Below are 16114 nucleotides of genomic sequence, written 5' to 3'. Positions count from 1 at the left end.
TATGAGCTCAGTAATATTAAGAAACGTAAACAAGTCTTATGGCAATTTACCGATAGTGAAGAACCTTAACCTTGAAGTAAAAGACGGTGAATTCGTTGTCTTAGTTGGTCCAAGTGGTTGCGGAAAAAGCACCACATTACGCATGGTTGCGGGACTAGAAGACATAACCCAAGGTGACATTCAAATTGGTGACCGCGCGATTAACGATTTACCGCCGCACAAACGTAATATCGCCATGGTGTTTCAAAATTACGCCTTGTATCCGCATATGTCCGTTCGAGAAAATATCGTATTTGGTTTGAAAAAATCCGGTGCGGACGCAGAGACAATTAAAACGAAATTGGCCGATGTGTCGGAAATGCTCAAACTCGATGAATACCTAGATCGTAAACCGGCGGACTTATCAGGCGGACAACGTCAACGTGTTGCCATGGGACGTGCATTGGCTCGCGATGCGGATGTATATTTATTTGACGAGCCGCTTTCTAACCTCGATGCCAAACTGCGCCATCATATGCGCACTGAGATTGCCCGTATTCAGCATCAATACAATATGACAGCAATCTATGTAACTCATGACCAAATTGAAGCCATGACGTTAGGAGATCGTGTCGTGGTGATGCGAGATGGTATTGTCGAACAAGTTGGTTCGCCAATGGAGATTTACCTGCAACCAGCCAACACCTTTGTCGCGACCTTTATTGGTTCGCCTGCGATGAATTTATTCGAAGCCAAGGTCGATGGCGAAGAACTGGTGTTTGATAAATATCGAATTCCAGCAACCAGCATTGCTAATGTTGACCTGAATGTACTCGCGTCACACGACACTGTATTGGTGGGGATTCGTCCAGACTTCTTTGAAGACAGTGCCTTATCTTTACAGAGGTCTCCAAGCGATAACCTATTTGCCTTCGACGACATCCAAGTCGACCTAGTTGAAAACCTAGGCTTCGATAAAGAAATCATGTTCACCCTCGGCGGAGAAAATGCCAAAGCAAGACTCGATTTACGCTCACACGTACAACGCCAAGAAACGATTTCCTTATCAGTGGATTTGAATCGCGTACTGCTGTTCGATACCAGTACACAGGGAATGTTGATTAATGCTGGAGAGGTTTGAGTTGTTACAATTCCAGTGAGGTACAAATAACCTTTGAACCTCACTGAATTTACTAAGCGATGGTTGATGTTTAAAAATTCACGCCATTCCTGCGCCAATCGTTGCTCGTACAGGAATGCCTTCAGTATCAAAGTTTTCTAAGCAATAAACATTGATGCCGAAGAAATAGGGCGAAACGCGTTTTCTATGGAAGGGGTAGATGCCGCAAACCTTACAGAAGAAATGTCGCGCGGTGTGGGTGTGAAATTGGTATTCAGTGAGGCTGCCTTCACCCTGAATCAGTTCAAATTGGCTTTCATGCACTTTCACCATTAAGGCATTTTTCCTGATGCAGATAGAGCAATCACAGGTCGTTAGCTCTGGCGCATCCGTGATGATTTTGAATTGAACATTGCCACAGTGACAGCTTCCAAAATATTCCTGTTCTTGCATTGGTTCATTCCTCTTTGAGGATATTCAAGGTTAGATAACGCTAGGATAAAACGTAAACCCTAATCACTCAATAAAGCAACGACACTGCCACAAATAGTCATGATAAATAAAAAAATTTAAGATGATTCGGGTTCGCTTTGATCGCCATTTTCACGGCGAGTGTGGAGCCCATCATGATACCAGAAGCAACGCTCAACTCGGGGATCCAAAGGATTTAATCGTTTCAAATAAAGGTGCCTAATGCCAAAGTGGTAAAATCCAGTGCACAGACCCTTTTCCTGATTAAGACAATCCGCTGGCGATGCAGAATCGATTTTTGCCGCCAGCTTTCGCTTCATACAGGGCTTGGTCTACTTTTCGCAGGCTGTCTCTATTATTACAAGCCTGATGATCTGAAAGGCCTATACTCACAGTGATTTTTCGTTCTAGGTTGAAATTATGCGTCGCTACGTTTTCATTAAGTAAGGCTAAGTTTTCTTTAACTAAATCTAAATCGTAGTGTTCAAAAATAAGCACGAACTCTTCTCCCCCCCAACGTCCAACTATGTCATTTTTGCCTATGCTTTTCTTTAAAATAGCGCCCAGCTCCAACAACACTTTATCACCTTCACTGTGCCCATATGTATCGTTCACTACTTTGAAATCATCGACATCAATCATTGCAATATATTGGCTATGATTTGAATTGAGTAGCTGGTCTTCTATGTAGCGTCGATTACGCAATTTTGTAAGGGCGTCAGTGGTTGCTAACTCTTTTAGCTGGTGATTTGCTTCTTCCATCATTTCGTAGGATCTTCGACGACTAGAGTCATAAAAAATAGATACAACAAGAATAAGTACATAAATCGTAGTGAAATGAATTAGATCGATGGATAGAAACGGAGCGGGCTCCCAAGTGTCCATGTGAGTAAGGCAAAAATAGAAGACACAAGCAAAGTTAATGACGCTTAATATCCCTCCCAATCGGCCACCCAGAATAAAAACCCCAATAACAGGCGTTAAAAATGCAAAGGCCAAGACAAACTCTTCATTTCCACCATCAAAAATAACCAACAAAGTATCTACGGTAATTACTGTCTGTAATATAGCAGCCGTTATTTTAGGTCGTTTTTTAACGACCAGAAAATAGCCCGCCACAAGGCTTAGCAATAAACAAATCAGTTGTAACACGAGCAGAGGAGGATAAAAGGCAACAGCGTAGTTATAGTAACTAAAAAAAGCGAATGCAGGGATGAACATCAACAGAACGGAAAACAAAAAAATACGGAAACGAAATCTAGGGTCAGTGGATTTAATACCAAGACTATTCTCTAAAAACGCAATCACTTAGACCTTACTCCTCATTTTTTAATATGTTTTGTTCAAAACATCCTAATATATACAAAAAATGAAGCGCTATTGCTTGACTGTTTCATTGAAAATACATTTCCTTAGCGCAAAATTTTATATCAAGCTTTGTATTAGACCGTACTATTTACGTGAATCAAAGTAACTATATGTTAACTGATTAACGCGGCGGCACTGCCACAAACCGTCATGATGAAAAGAAACCATTTAAGGTGATTTGGGTTTGCCTTGATCGCCATTTTCACAGCAAGAGTGGAGCCTAACACGGTGCCACACGCGAGGAGCAAACCGGGAACCCAAAGAATTTGGTCATTCCAAATAAACACGATGAGCGCCAAGACGGTGGGACCAAGTACGCAAACAACTTTAAGTGCGTTGGTGCGAACAAGATCATAGCGCAATGTGCCTGCTAAAGCGGCAATGAGAACGAAGCCAACACCTGCTTGGACGAAGCCGCTATAAATACCAGCCAAGAACAGTACGATCCATGCACTTGGTTTTTCAGATACTTTGAAAGGAATAGTGCCTTCTGGTGGCGCGATAAGTTTCGGTCGAATAATCATCACCAATGTCATACTGATCATAGCGGTTAATAATAAAGGCTTTAGCCATGTTTCCGGCGCATAACTCGCACAGAAAGCACCAATAACACCGCCAAGTATCGATGGAATCAATACCGGTAAAATATCCACATTATCGAGCTTTTTGGCTTTTTTAAAACCGAACGTCGCCGAAATACTTTGTAATAGAACACCTACACGGTTGGTTGCGTTGGCGATGTCGGCTGGCATTCCCATCACCATCAGAGCAGGCAAGGTCAGGTTAGAACCGCCACCAGCCAAGGTATTAATAATACCTGCAATGAAGCCTGTGCCTATTAACAAAGTCACAGTAAATAAACTGTAATCCATAACATTGCCTTTAAACTACCAAATACGAGTCAGAGAGAATCAAAAGAGGGCGAATGATAAGTAAAAACTCACAGACAAACAAAAGGTTATTGCTACCTCTACGCCAAGCGTTCAATAAAACGCTTTATAAAAAATACTCGTCCAGTTTTCGGTTGTCGTTTTTTAGCCTGATGGCTTAACCTTAGTTTATTGCGTGTTGTATTCAATAACACAGAGAAAACCCAACGAGTATGTCTATGTTAATCACCGATAAAAAACTAACTGATGATTATTATCAGGCGTTGATAAACCGTACATCAAGTTACGTTGGGGTGTTCTTTTTTGCGGTAAAAACCACATCGATTTTTTGCATAGCGACCTGCCGAGCTCGCAAACCAAAACGTGAAAACGTGCAGTTTTATACTCATTTTAAAGATGCAATGGACGCAGGGTTTCGTCCTTGTAAAATCTGTCGTCCAACAGAAAATACCTATAAAGCGCCTGATGAAGTACAAGCTGCAATGGATCTGGTACGAGGTTGTACGAAGGCCAAAATGACCGATGAACAGCTTATTGAAGCAGGCATTCGGCCTATTTTTTTACGCCGTTGGTTTAATCAGCATTACGGTATGACGTTTCAAACCTTTCAACGTATGTACCGAATAAACTATGCTTTCCAAGAATTAAAGCGTGGAAAAACAGCGACCAACACAGCGTTAGATTCAGGCTACGACTCTTTGAGCGGCTTCGGTTACACTTTTAAAAAGCTTTTGGGTCATTCGCCCACACTAAATTTGGAGAATTCTGTGATTTTAATCGATAGACTCACCACACCAATTGGCCCTATGTTTGTGTGCGCTACAGACGAAGGTGTGTGCCTTTTAGAGTTTGTCGATCGACGTATGCTTGAAACAGAGTTCGAAGACTTACAGCGTCGTCTGAAAGCGCCTATCGTAGCAGGAGAAAATACTCACACTAAACAGGTTAAAAAAGAACTGGAAGAATATTTTCTAGGTCAACGAAAAGAATTCACTGTGAAGCTTCATACACCAGGAACGGACTTCCAAAATTCTGTCTGGAAAGCCTTGTGTGATATCCCCTTTGCCACTACGGCGAACTATCAAGAACAAGCCATTCGATTAAACAATCCAAAAGCGATCCGTGCAGTGGCCAGAGCCAATGGCATGAACCGCATTGCTATCGTCATCCCTTGTCATAGAGTGATTGGTAAAGACGGGAGCTTAACCGGATATTCTGGCGGATTAGAGCGCAAGCGCTGGTTATTAGATCATGAGACAGCTCACGCTTCATGACGTGAGTTAAGGCCTTCTCTTTTGGACAAAAAAGACCTTAAAAACAGGTTACGAAATGTATCTCTGCTCAAGCAATCTATTGAATGTATAAAGGATGTGTCAGGGCTCTGTAATTTACCTACTAATTCGGCCTGATGGGCTTGAAATGCGGCTTCAGCAGGGCCATCTTGTGCACTTTATTGTATGCATAAAGATGGAATACTCCCATGACTACTCACATTGTCGCTGTCTATGGAACTCTTCGCGAGGGTTTAAACAATCATAAGTTAATCGCTGGATGTAAGCGCATCGGATTAGGCTGGCTAACAGGTTTTCGCATGTACAACCTAGGCGACTTCCCCGGTATTATTCCAACCCATGACGAAAGCGGACGAGTTCGTGTGGAGTGGTACGATGTATCAGGCGAAATTTTAGAAGAACTCGATCGTCTTGAAGGCTTCAATCCAGAGTCTCTAAAAACCTCGTTATTTACTCGTAAGCGTGTGTTTTCACCCTATGGCCAAGGTTGGATTTATATATACAATCAGCCTCTAAGCAGTGCGCCTTATATGGAAGCTGGCGATTGGGAGCGTTTCACCCGAGAAGACAAGGAATCAAAACAAACGAGCAACACTTTTAGACAACAAGAAATGCACCATTGCGAACAAGCGATGCCTGCTTAGATAGAACCAAGCTACTTTAACTAGCTGCGTCTAAGCATAATGAAAAACATGGAGCCTCTTCTAGTATAAAGTTGCTCCATGTTAATTTAGCCAATAAGGAATAACGTTACCGGGTTAAAAATCCCCTGGCGCACATTGCAAACACGTCAGCCCCAAATTGCGCCATCCTGCTACCACTGCATCTCTATCATCTAATACAAGCCAAGGTGAAAAGCCATCATCGTGAATTTTCTGTAGAAGCTCTTTTTTCACTTCTTCATCTGGCACTTCATCCGCATTTTCAGGACGCAGATAAACACCATCAAAAGGCACGTTATACTGCTGCATCCACTCTATAGAATGTTGTTTATGGGATTCAGGACGACCACTACAAATCAAAATAGATTGGCCTTGTTGTTTTAAGATAGTCACTAAACGCAAAATATTTTCGATCACGGGTGCGTTTTTCATATGCTCAAAAAACGGATCCCAATGTTTCTCTGCACCTAATACCCAATGCGCAACTTGAGTGTGATCGAATTCTGCGAGTGTGCCATCTAAGTCAACAATAACAGCGTGTTTGGTCATATTGATTTTCCTTTAAGGGGAGTTATTTTCCAACCATCATCATCTTGGTTGGGTATGAAAGAAATAGGTGAAACATTGCCAATTCTTGGACAATAAGGGGTACCGTTAATCACATTATTCAACACTCGATAAACGCCAGAATGAGCAATAATGAGTGGTTGCGGATAGTGTCGTAAAATATCGTTTAACGCACTGATGATTCGAGCTTCAAAAGCGTCCCAAGATTCTCCATTAGGTGGCGTCACTTCATAAGGCAGCTGTTGCTCTATCGGACAACCCTCCAAATCGCCCCAGTTGCGTTCTTTAAGCTTTTCATAAGGGATTATCGCCTGATTAGGGACGGCATAAGACGCTGTTTGTTGTGTGCGTTGTAGCGTACTTGTGATAACTACGCTCCATTCGATATGGCTTAGAATAGCCGCAGCCTCTTTAGCTTGTTCAATACCTTTGTTAGTCAATGGGCTGTCAGTAAAGCCACCGATCAAAGAATCGGCATTGTATGCACTCTGTGCATGACGGGCAAAAACGAATGGTTTATTAATAATTTGCATAGTTTTTCTCCACTTCAGTTTGTGATGTCACACTGGATCCGAGTGTCTCTTTCCATTCATTTTCATCTTTTATGCCATGAAAAAGAGGCAAGCAAACATCACACTGAAGGTGATCGACGAGTGTTTTTAAATCTCGTATACGAGGGTGAACGTTCCAGCGAACAAAATATGCCTTGTCTTCACTCACTGCTTGGCGAGCATGTTCTGGAAGGTGGCCTGTATAAACGGGCAAGTAGGTTTCTGGTTCAAGTAGTAAATCTGCGGCGATGCCACTAACACCATCAGGGTCACCGCATAAAATCACTTTCGTATTGAGGTCGAACCGTCTGCCTTTAAGGCGTTCTAATACGGGTCTAGCTTCAGCACATATTCCTTCTATTGGTGACGCCAAGGCCGTTTCTGGTGACAAACAATCTTCGCCCAAAGTCCAATCATGAAAGTCTAAAGACGTTAGCCAACAAGCAATTTCTAACGCTCGTCCGCTTTGAGGAACAGGCATGACCAAGGATTTTTCTTCTTTCAAAAAAGTCAGTAGTGACTGCTTACCTTCCTCTAAGCTGTTGTCATATAAACCATAAGACGCATCAAGCAGAGCAATATCAGCCTTTGGTGGCATGGTGAAAGGATACAAAGTCGATTCCAAACTAAAGTCACCACTGTAGTAAACACCTTCCCCCATATTTAGATGTAACCACACACCACCAAAGGAATGCCCTGCAGATCCTGTTGTCACTTCAATACCTTCAATTAATGTCGTGCCGCCAACAGGTAACGTGTGAAGGTTAAGATGTGTTGGTAATAATTTTTGTACTTCCTGTGTGGCATAAACCGGTACGTTGCCATCGACATCCAGCAAACCTCCCATATGATCTTGATGATCATGAGATATTAAAATTGCGTCTAGGTTTTCAGGCTGAGTCCAGCCTTTGTCCTCACCCACTTCTAATGCGCCACCCGCATCCAATAAGAAACGTAACTCGCGTGACTCATGAGAGGCCTGATAAGTCACCAAAATCGCTGCGGCGGTTTTTCGACCTGCTCCACTGAGAATATCAATGTTAACCTTCATGATTCACTCTCAAGCGACCAAGCTTGCTCAAGACGAATATAATGCAGACTGTTGGTTGTCATAGGTACATCACTGTAAGTTAGTACTTGCTGCCCGTCTTTCAGGGTTAACCCGATATCATATCTCTCACCACGAAAAATGCAGTTATCGACTGTCACAGGAATAGATAGACCATCAACAGAAACAAAATGAATATCTTGAGGGCGAACAAGCACTGAACTAAAAGCGCCTTCTGAAGAGTATCTTTCAATCAAACCGTGTAAATCTGTGCTATTGACGTATTGTTGAGGCGCGATTTCACTCACTCTCAACACTGAACCTCGGCCGATAAAATTTGCTAACCAAGTATTTTTCGGCGTGGCATAAAGTGCTTGAGGCGTTCCCCACTGCACTAATTCTCCCTTGTTCAATACAGCAATCCGATCTGCAAGAGACATGGCTTCAGACTGATCGTGAGTGACATAAACAATGGTCGCACCTGTGCGTTTGTGAAAGGCGCGAAACGTATCTTCCATCTTGGCGCGTAGATGTCGATCTAGGTTAGCCAAAGGCTCGTCAAATAACACCACATCAGGTTCGGTAACCAAACTACGAGCAAGCGCCACACGTTGACGCTGTCCGCCGCTCAATTGTGCTGGTAATCGATCGGCATAATCTTCAAGCTGGACAATTTCTAACGCTTCTTGAATACGTTTATTACGTTCATCAGAATGAATCTTTTGTATTTTAAGCGGATAACCAACGTTATCCTTTACGCTCATATGGGGCCATAGCGCATAAGATTGAAACACCATGCCAAAATTTCTGTCTTCTGTTGCAACGTGTTGTTTTGCACTGGAAAGGCAGTGTTCACCATGGGAAATTGTCCCATCCGTCACAGGTTCAAATCCCGCTAACATTCTTAAAATAGTGGATTTACCACAACCACTTGGCCCGAGTAAGGCAACAAACTCCCCTGCCTCGATGGTTAGATTCAGGCCTTTAACAACCGGCTCACCATGAAAAGATTTGCAAACGTCTTCTAATATTAATCGTGCCATGGAATGACTCCTTTCGGCAGACGAGGTGCCACTAAACTCAACAACGCCATTAAACCGGCGACCAAGATGACCACCAACACAGCAATGGCCGATGCAAGCACGCTGTCGCCACTTTCATCTAGGTTAAAAATCAGAACGCCCAAGGTTTCGTTTCCAGCGCTCCACAATAAAGCTGAAACTGTTAGCTCATTAATCGAAATAAGGAAAACCAATAAGCCACCAGCAAAAAATGCCGGCGCAGTAAGGGGAAGAATAATATCGATCAGTCGTTTAATTGGTCGTGCACCGGCGAGTTGAGCCGCTTCTTCTAAGGCAGGATCAAGTTGCGACATGGCACTTAATACAGGCTTCAAGCAGACACTCAAAAAACAAGAAAGGTACGCTAAGAAAATGATGCCCAAGGTGCCATAAAGACTTACTTCAATAAACGGTAGAGGTTTGGCAAATAACAAAATGAAAGCAATCGCTAAGACAATGCCAGGAATGGCATAAGGCACTTCGATCAAGCTGGCTATTACGGCTCTTGTCCGCATTGGCAAGCGCATTAATAAATACCCCAATGGCAAAGACACCAACATCAATACCAAGGCACAAGAAAAGGCTAAAAGTAGACTGTTTTCAAATGCTCTCGATGTTACGCCTTGTCGGCTGATCATCTCGTAAAACGCAGACAAAGTAATCGTATCCGCCGTTAACGACATGCCTAAAGCTGGCACTAGTGAACTCACGACTAATGCTAATAATGGCGCCACCAAAATAAAACAGAGAATCAAGGCCAGTAGAACTTCCAGCGGTAAACGCCAACGTTCTAATCGAAAAGAAATAGACTGTGCGGTATGGCCTAGTAATGCGTAACGACTGCGTTGTTGTAGCCATTGTTGTAGCAACATACCCGCTAATACTAATAAAGCGATCATCATCGACAAGCCAGCCACTTGGCTTAACATATCATTGCCAAATCCTGCCATTTTTTGATAAATCAACGTCGGTAAAACAATGTAGCCAGCAGGAATACCGAGCATCGCGGGAATACCAAAATTGCCAAGAGACGACACAAATGCCAATGCTGCGCCCGCCACAATCGCACTGCGACAAAGCGGCACGATAATATCAATCCAAACACGAAACGGAGAAGCATTCGCCAGCTGCGCCGCTTCCATTAAATCTTGCGGTAACGCAATAAGTTGAGTACGAAGCGCAAGATAAACCAAAGGCGCGCTTTGAATACCCAATAGCAGTGCGATGCCTTCTGCAGAATACATAGGTTGCGGACTGCCTAATGCTGGCGCCATTCCCAATGTATTTAAAATAGGGCTCGCAGGTCCAAATAACTGTAGCCAGCTCAACGCGGTTACCTGAGGTGGAATCATCATGGGCAACATAAAACAGAACACCCAAATTGCACGACCACGAATATTCGTTAACGTGGTAACAAAAGCAAAACCACACCCCAAAAGAACGGCAATTAAAGTACCTAAACCTGACGTGTAAAAACTGTTTTTCAGCGCGATCCAAGTTCGCTCGCTACGCAAGACTTCGGCCAAAGGTGACGATGTAGACAGGGTAACTTGACTTAATGCCTCCATTAGCAAGCGTAAACTCGGCACAACACTTAATGCAGTAATTAAAATGAACAATCCTATGGATAACCAGCGAAGCTGATTATCCATAGAAGGTCCATCCACAAAACGCGCTTTAATCAAAGAAGATGTCATATTACTTAGCCTTCAAAGATCTTGCTGAAGCGGGTTTTGTTTGCTTCGTTGTTCTCTAATGTTTTCGCAGCATCAAAAGGCATTAAACGAATAGCTTCACTCTTGGGAAAACCTGCAGGCACACCAATGTCACCTCGTGCTGGTAAGTAGCCTTGCTCCAATACTAGCTGCTGACCTTCTTTTGATAATAAGAAATCAACAAAGCGTTTTGCCGCGGCTTTATTTTTCGCGCCCTTCATAATCGCAACAGGCTCAGTCACCATACTTACGCCGGTTTTAGGAAAAACAAACTCAATAGGTGACCCTTTTGCAGCCTCTCGGATCGCTAAGAAATCGACAATGACGCCATAAGGTTTTGTACCGGATGCAACCGCCTTTAATACGCCACCATTACCACCTTGTGCTTTCACTTGGTTCTTATGTAATTGCTCGTAGTAATTCCAACCGAGCGATTTTTCATCTGTTAATGTTGCAAGGTGTATCAAAGCCGCACCAGAATAAAGTGGGCTAGGCATGGCAACTTGGTTTTTGTATTCAGGTTTAGCAAAATCAGACCAATCCGTTGGAGATTGCTGTGCATTTTTATGATGAACAATACCCGTCGTAATCAGTTTGGTTCCGTAGTAATAGCCTTTATCACTGTACAAACTGTCTTCATATTTTGTGCGATTAGGGCTTAAGTACGATTCCAAATAACCATCTGACACCATAGACTCCATTGTCACGCTGTCAGCGATTAACAGAACATCTGGCTTCACAACACCAGAAGACAATTCTGCGCGTAGTTTCGTCATCAATTTGGTTGTGCCATCACGAACCCATTCAACTTTTATGTTTGGATTGGCCGCTTCAAAAGCATCTACCGTCATTTGTGCGTCTTTATTTGGTTGACTGGTATACAAAGTTAACGTTTCTTGAGCCAGTGCTGAAAGAGGAAAAGTAAGCGCTGTTGCGCATATCAATAAAGTCTTCTTAATGGTCATTGGGAAACTCTCTTTTTGATAAGTGAGTTGCAACAATACCGACACAATTTGACAGTATAGTGACAAGATATTTTCGTTTGATGATTAGTTACTTTCGTTTCGAAAATTGATTTTTCAAAACATGATTAGAAAGGACTTAGCGATGAATCAGCGCCACCACGAAATTGTTCAATGGATTAACGAACAAGGGCGGCAAACACTGCAAACGGTTGCTGACCAATTTTCGGTATCGGTACAGACCATTCGTTCAGACATCCGGTTATTGGCTGAAAAAGGGTTGCTATTACGCAGTCACGGCGAAGTCATTCCTTTTCCCCATAGAGAAAATATCAGCTTTGACCAAAGGCGAATTCGTAATGCGGAAGGGAAAAAACGCATCGCAGATTTGTGTATTAGCAAAATAGCGGATTATCAGTCTATTTTTCTTGGGAGTGGCTCAAGCGTGGCGGAGGTTGCTAGTCAACTCAACGCTTTCCAAGGATTGCAAGTAATGACAACAAATCTTCATGCTGCTCGCAATTTATGTGAGCACCCAGATTGCGAGCTCACTATTTCAGGAGGAAAAGTCAGAATGCGAGATCAAGACATCATTGGTGGTGATGCCATGCGTTTTTTTCAACGCTATCGTGCTGACATTGGTATTTTCTCTGTCGCGACAACCAACAAACAGGGCCATTTGTTTGATTTTACTGACGAAGAAGTCATGGCCAGAGAGGCCTTAGTTGAACATTGTCATTATAAAATACTGGTTATTGACAGTACAAAATTCGAAAAGGAATCTCGGTGTTTATGGGGGAGAATCAGCGACTATAATTGTGTTATCTCAGATCAAAAACCATCCGAATCGCTATTAAGCAATCTAAAATACCAAGGGGTTGAAGTTCTTTATTAATCTAAAAAAACGGCCAATACTTCTCAATAAGTTGGTGAATTCCGCGTTTATATGGCGGGCGAAGCAAACCAACAATATTGAAGCCTCGCTGACGTAGCACAGATTTCCCATGGGAAAACGTACGGAAACCTTCTTCGGCATGATAAGAACCCATACCTGATGCGCCTACGCCACCAAAAGGCAGGTTAGGTTGTGCCACTTGGATAAGTGTTTGGTTAATAACCAAACTACCGCTGGCGATGTTTTCTTCACAGCGTTTTTGATCTTCTTTTTTCTGGGTAAAGAGGTACATGGCCAATGGGCGAGGTCGTTGCTGAATATAATCAAACGCTTCCTCTATGTCTGAATAAGTCAAGATAGGCAGCAAAGGCCCAAATATTTCATCTTGCATGACAGCCAATTTATCGCCTGGTTGATGAAGAATATGAAACGCTAATTTTCCCTCTTGCTCAACTGCTCTGTCGGCCATCAGATTTTCAATCTCAATATTGGCTGCGGTTGCTTCTTCAAGATAAGCTTTCAAACGACTCATCTGTCGGTTATTCGCTAGGCTTGTGTAATCAGGACTGAGAATACCATCGGGATAATAAACTGCGAGTTCATGTTTCATTTTGTCGATCAAAGCTTGCTTTTGGTCTTGATGACAAAGTACGTAATCTGGTGCAACACAAGTTTGCCCTGCGTTTAATACTTTTCCAAAAATCAGCTTTTTCGCTGTATCGTTTAAGTCGGCAGAAGACGCAACAAGTAATGGTGATTTCCCTCCTAGCTCCAAAGTCACTGGCGTTAGGTTTTTGGCCGCATTACGCATAACAATACGACCAACAGAGGTAGAGCCAGTAAACAGTAGATGATCAAACGCGATTTGGCTGAATTTATCCGCAATATCTACTTCACCTTCTACCAACTCAACCCAATCTTCCCCTAAAGATTCGTGCAGTATATCTCGCAATACTTTGTTCGTTTCCGGACAAAACTCCGACACTTTCAACATCACACGGTTACCTGCCGCGATAGCGCCAACCAAAGGGCCCAAGCAGAGTAAAACAGGATAATTCCAAGGAGAAATAACACCAACAACGCCTTTGGGCTGATACACCACTTTAGCGGCTGCTGGAAAACTACTTATATGAACACTGCGTCTTGAGGGTCGCATCCATTTAGAAAGGTGACGCTTGGCATGCTTTATCTCACCTATCAATGGAACAAGTTCAATCAGTCGGGACTCTTCATGGGCGCGGCAGCCAAAATCTTTCTGCAAAGCCTTTAACAAGGGCAACTCATAGTTTAATAAAGAGATTTGTAGATCAGTTAAACATTGTTGACGTTCTTCCGCTGTTGGATAAGGCGTTTTATGAGTAATGGATTTCAGTCGATCAAACGCTAAATCCATTTCATCTATAGTGTAAAAAGGTGCATCGCTCATAAAAGCCTCTTTGCAATTCATTATTATTTTATTTAACCCTGATACACATTAAGGAAGCTGTCTTTTAAACAAGAATTCTTACTCAAATCAGCATTATATTAACTACACTATTCAGCGACTCATACAAAAATACAAGGAGTAAGTTATGGCGACTATTTTATGTTACGGCGACTCTCTCACCTGGGGCAGTATTCCAAATGGTGGACGCTATCCTAAACACCTTCGTTGGCCCTCTATGTTAAATGATTTATTGGGCCATCATCATGAGGTTATTAATTTCGGTTTACCAGGTCGAACCACCTTATGGAATGACCCATTTTTAGAAGGCAGAAACGGCTTGGCATACCTGCAAGCCGCTTTGGAAACCTTTGGGCCTGTTGATACTTTGATCTTGATGTTAGGTACGAACGATTTGAAGCGACATTTCAACGTTGGAACCTATGAAGCCGCCAAGGGCATCGAAAAATTAATAGACAAAGCAAGAATGCCAAATACCCACGGTTTTTCAAGCCCAAACCTTGTGGTTGTCGCACCACCAAATATTTTATCCCCAATGGGCTCTTTGGCCGCTAACTTCGACGGAGCCATTGAAAAGTCTCAACATTTTCACCAACACTACCAAGATATGGCCATTCACAATAAATGCCTTTTCCTGAATTCCGCGGGCATTTTACAGCCAAGTGAAGTCGATGGTGTGCACCTAGATTCGCATGCGAATAAACAATTGGCTCATGCTTTATTTAGTTTATTAAAAGATAAGATAAAACCTTAACATCATGTTTTAAAAGGATTTATAATATAATTATATGGTTTTAGGGTTCGTTGTTTATTAATTAACCATTATTAACAAGGCTAATTTGAAAAATCATTGTTATAAAACAGAATCACATTTTGCTGTTGACAATAGGAAGAAGAAATTGCAGCACTGAAATAAAAGATCAAATTTGTATGATATATGCACGATTCTATGCAAATAACCCTATTTCCACGAAATAATCTCTCGCCTGTTTTTTCTTTCACAGAGTTATCCACAGGAAGGTCAGGCAAGAGATTGGTATCAAAAAATCATGCGAAACGCCTCAAAACGGCCTTTAAACACCTTCTGTATGCTCTATTTTCGTCTTTTTTGTATCTCGCAATTCGTCAACAACCACGTATTATCTATCCATCGAATTACAGCATAAATAGCAGTATCTTGAATAATAGAAGAAGGAGAATGCAATGAAAGTCAGCTTCATCGGGTTAGGAACTATGGGCTATCCAATGGCAGGTCATGTGAGCAAAGCAGGACACGATGTCATCGTATACAACCGTTCAATTCAAAAAGCTCAAACATGGTGCAAGGAATTCTCTGGTTCTTCTGCTTCTACTCCAGCATTGGCAGCTCAAAATGCCGAGATTGTTTTAACCTGTGTCGGTAATGATGACGATTTACGTGCAGTGTATTTAGGCGCTGATGGCGCCTTTCAAAACGCTCAAAAAGGCACCTTATTTATCGACCACACAACCGCTTCTGCAGAAGTGGCCAAGGAACTACATCAAGCAGCGCAAGAGCGTGGTTTCTTCTTTATGGATGCGCCGGTTTCTGGCGGGCAAGCTGGTGCTGAAAATGGCGTATTAACCGTCATGATCGGCGGTGAGCAAAGCGACTTGGATACGGCGCAATCTGTATTAGGCTGCTACTCAAAAGCCACCACTTTGATGGGACCAGTAGGTAATGGTCAACTCGCAAAAATGGTAAATCAAATTTTAATCGGTGGTGTTTTATCCGGTTTATCAGAAGGTATCCGTTTTGCCCAAAAAGCCAATTTAGACATAGCAACCTTAGTTGATACCCTCAAACATGGCGCGGCTGGCTCTTGGCAGTTAGAAAATCGTGGTGAAACCATGGCAAAAAACGAGTTTGATTTTGGCTTCGCCATTGAATGGATGCATAAAGATTTGGGGCTTTGCTTATCTCAGGCCGATAAAATGGGCTTCTCATTACCATTGACCCAAGCCATCGATCAGGATTACCAAGATTTAATAAAAGAAGGTAGAGGCCGCCAAGATACATCGGTATTGGTAAAAGCTTACGATAAGAAAGCGTAACTAAGCTTCTATCTCT

At 42.6% G+C, this 16114-nt stretch carries 16 protein-coding genes; 6 read left to right on the top strand and 10 right to left on the bottom strand.

What is annotated here, in order from left to right:
* Position 1: 1 nt before the first annotated feature.
* Positions 2–1120, top strand: a complete 1119-nt coding sequence (locus tag MUS1_RS01185; RefSeq protein ID WP_036157956.1) for an ABC transporter ATP-binding protein — start codon at positions 2–4, stop codon at positions 1118–1120.
* A 78-nt stretch (positions 1121–1198) separates the two neighbouring features.
* On the opposite strand, the gene MUS1_RS01180 is transcribed toward MUS1_RS01185, so the two are convergent.
* From MUS1_RS01180 to MUS1_RS01170, 3 genes are all read right to left on the bottom strand, one after another.
* Entirely contained in the window at positions 1199–1552 is a 354-nt protein-coding gene (locus MUS1_RS01180) for a GFA family protein (RefSeq protein WP_036157954.1), read from the bottom strand.
* A gap of 282 nt (positions 1553–1834) precedes the next feature.
* Complete coding sequence (locus MUS1_RS01175; protein ID WP_036157951.1) at positions 1835–2878, bottom strand: GGDEF domain-containing protein; 1044 nt, start codon at positions 2876–2878, stop codon at positions 1835–1837.
* A 173-nt stretch (positions 2879–3051) separates the two neighbouring features.
* Positions 3052–3810: a sulfite exporter TauE/SafE family protein gene (locus MUS1_RS01170; protein ID WP_036157946.1), complete on the bottom strand. Its 759-nt coding sequence runs from the start codon at positions 3808–3810 to the stop codon at positions 3052–3054.
* A gap of 236 nt (positions 3811–4046) precedes the next feature.
* Here MUS1_RS01170 and MUS1_RS01165 point away from each other — a divergent pair, with 236 nt between their 5' ends.
* Both MUS1_RS01165 and MUS1_RS01160 read left to right on the top strand, forming a co-directional pair.
* Positions 4047–5102: a bifunctional transcriptional activator/DNA repair enzyme AdaA gene (locus tag MUS1_RS01165; RefSeq protein ID WP_036157943.1), complete on the top strand. Its 1056-nt coding sequence runs from the start codon at positions 4047–4049 to the stop codon at positions 5100–5102.
* A gap of 206 nt (positions 5103–5308) precedes the next feature.
* Positions 5309–5764: a gamma-glutamylcyclotransferase family protein gene (locus MUS1_RS01160; RefSeq protein ID WP_084035511.1), complete on the top strand. Its 456-nt coding sequence runs from the start codon at positions 5309–5311 to the stop codon at positions 5762–5764.
* Between the two features lie 114 nt (positions 5765–5878).
* Here the strand turns inward: MUS1_RS01160 and MUS1_RS01155 are convergent, their stop codons facing one another.
* The 6 genes from MUS1_RS01155 to MUS1_RS01130 are packed head-to-tail and all read right to left on the bottom strand — an operon-like array spanning position 5879 to position 11689.
* Complete coding sequence (locus MUS1_RS01155; protein WP_036157940.1) at positions 5879–6331, bottom strand: phosphatase domain-containing protein; 453 nt, start codon at positions 6329–6331, stop codon at positions 5879–5881.
* Positions 6328–6882, bottom strand: coding sequence for a histidine phosphatase family protein (locus MUS1_RS01150; protein WP_036157937.1), 555 nt, complete (start codon positions 6880–6882; stop codon positions 6328–6330). The genes MUS1_RS01155 and MUS1_RS01150 overlap by 4 nt, the downstream gene beginning before the upstream one ends.
* On the bottom strand, positions 6869–7951 hold the full coding sequence (locus MUS1_RS01145) for an MBL fold metallo-hydrolase (RefSeq protein WP_036157934.1): 1083 nt from the start codon (positions 7949–7951) through the stop codon (positions 6869–6871). The genes MUS1_RS01150 and MUS1_RS01145 overlap by 14 nt, the downstream gene beginning before the upstream one ends.
* A complete protein-coding gene (locus MUS1_RS01140; RefSeq protein WP_036157931.1) occupies positions 7948–8991 on the bottom strand; it encodes an ABC transporter ATP-binding protein in 1044 nt (347 codons plus the stop codon). The genes MUS1_RS01145 and MUS1_RS01140 overlap by 4 nt, the downstream gene beginning before the upstream one ends.
* Positions 8979–10661 (bottom strand): ABC transporter permease, encoded by a 1683-nt coding sequence (locus tag MUS1_RS01135; protein ID WP_036159049.1) that lies wholly within the window; start codon positions 10659–10661, stop codon positions 8979–8981. Before MUS1_RS01135 ends, MUS1_RS01140 begins: the two co-directional genes overlap by 13 nt.
* A gap of 50 nt (positions 10662–10711) precedes the next feature.
* Positions 10712–11689, bottom strand: a complete 978-nt coding sequence (locus tag MUS1_RS01130; RefSeq protein WP_036157927.1) for an ABC transporter substrate-binding protein — start codon at positions 11687–11689, stop codon at positions 10712–10714.
* A 142-nt stretch (positions 11690–11831) separates the two neighbouring features.
* On the opposite strand from MUS1_RS01130, the gene MUS1_RS01125 reads away from it, so the two are divergent.
* Positions 11832–12581 (top strand): DeoR/GlpR family DNA-binding transcription regulator, encoded by a 750-nt coding sequence (locus MUS1_RS01125; protein WP_036157925.1) that lies wholly within the window; start codon positions 11832–11834, stop codon positions 12579–12581.
* A 1-nt stretch (position 12582) separates the two neighbouring features.
* Here MUS1_RS01125 and MUS1_RS01120 read toward each other — a convergent pair whose 3' ends face one another.
* Positions 12583–14007 (bottom strand): coniferyl aldehyde dehydrogenase, encoded by a 1425-nt coding sequence (locus MUS1_RS01120; RefSeq protein WP_051436033.1) that lies wholly within the window; start codon positions 14005–14007, stop codon positions 12583–12585.
* Positions 14008–14152: 145 nt separating this feature from the next.
* Between MUS1_RS01120 and MUS1_RS01115 the strand changes: the two genes are divergently transcribed.
* Both MUS1_RS01115 and MUS1_RS01110 read left to right on the top strand, forming a co-directional pair.
* On the top strand, positions 14153–14779 hold the full coding sequence (locus tag MUS1_RS01115; RefSeq protein WP_036157917.1) for an SGNH/GDSL hydrolase family protein: 627 nt from the start codon (positions 14153–14155) through the stop codon (positions 14777–14779).
* A 449-nt stretch (positions 14780–15228) separates the two neighbouring features.
* A complete protein-coding gene (locus tag MUS1_RS01110; protein ID WP_036157915.1) occupies positions 15229–16098 on the top strand; it encodes an NAD(P)-dependent oxidoreductase in 870 nt (289 codons plus the stop codon).
* The last annotated feature ends 16 nt before the right edge of the window (positions 16099–16114 follow it).

The sequence above is a fragment of the Marinomonas ushuaiensis DSM 15871 genome (assembly GCF_000521805.1).
GTDB lineage: Bacteria > Pseudomonadota > Gammaproteobacteria > Pseudomonadales > Marinomonadaceae > Marinomonas > Marinomonas ushuaiensis.
This window is presented reverse-complemented; position numbering and strand designations above follow the sequence as displayed.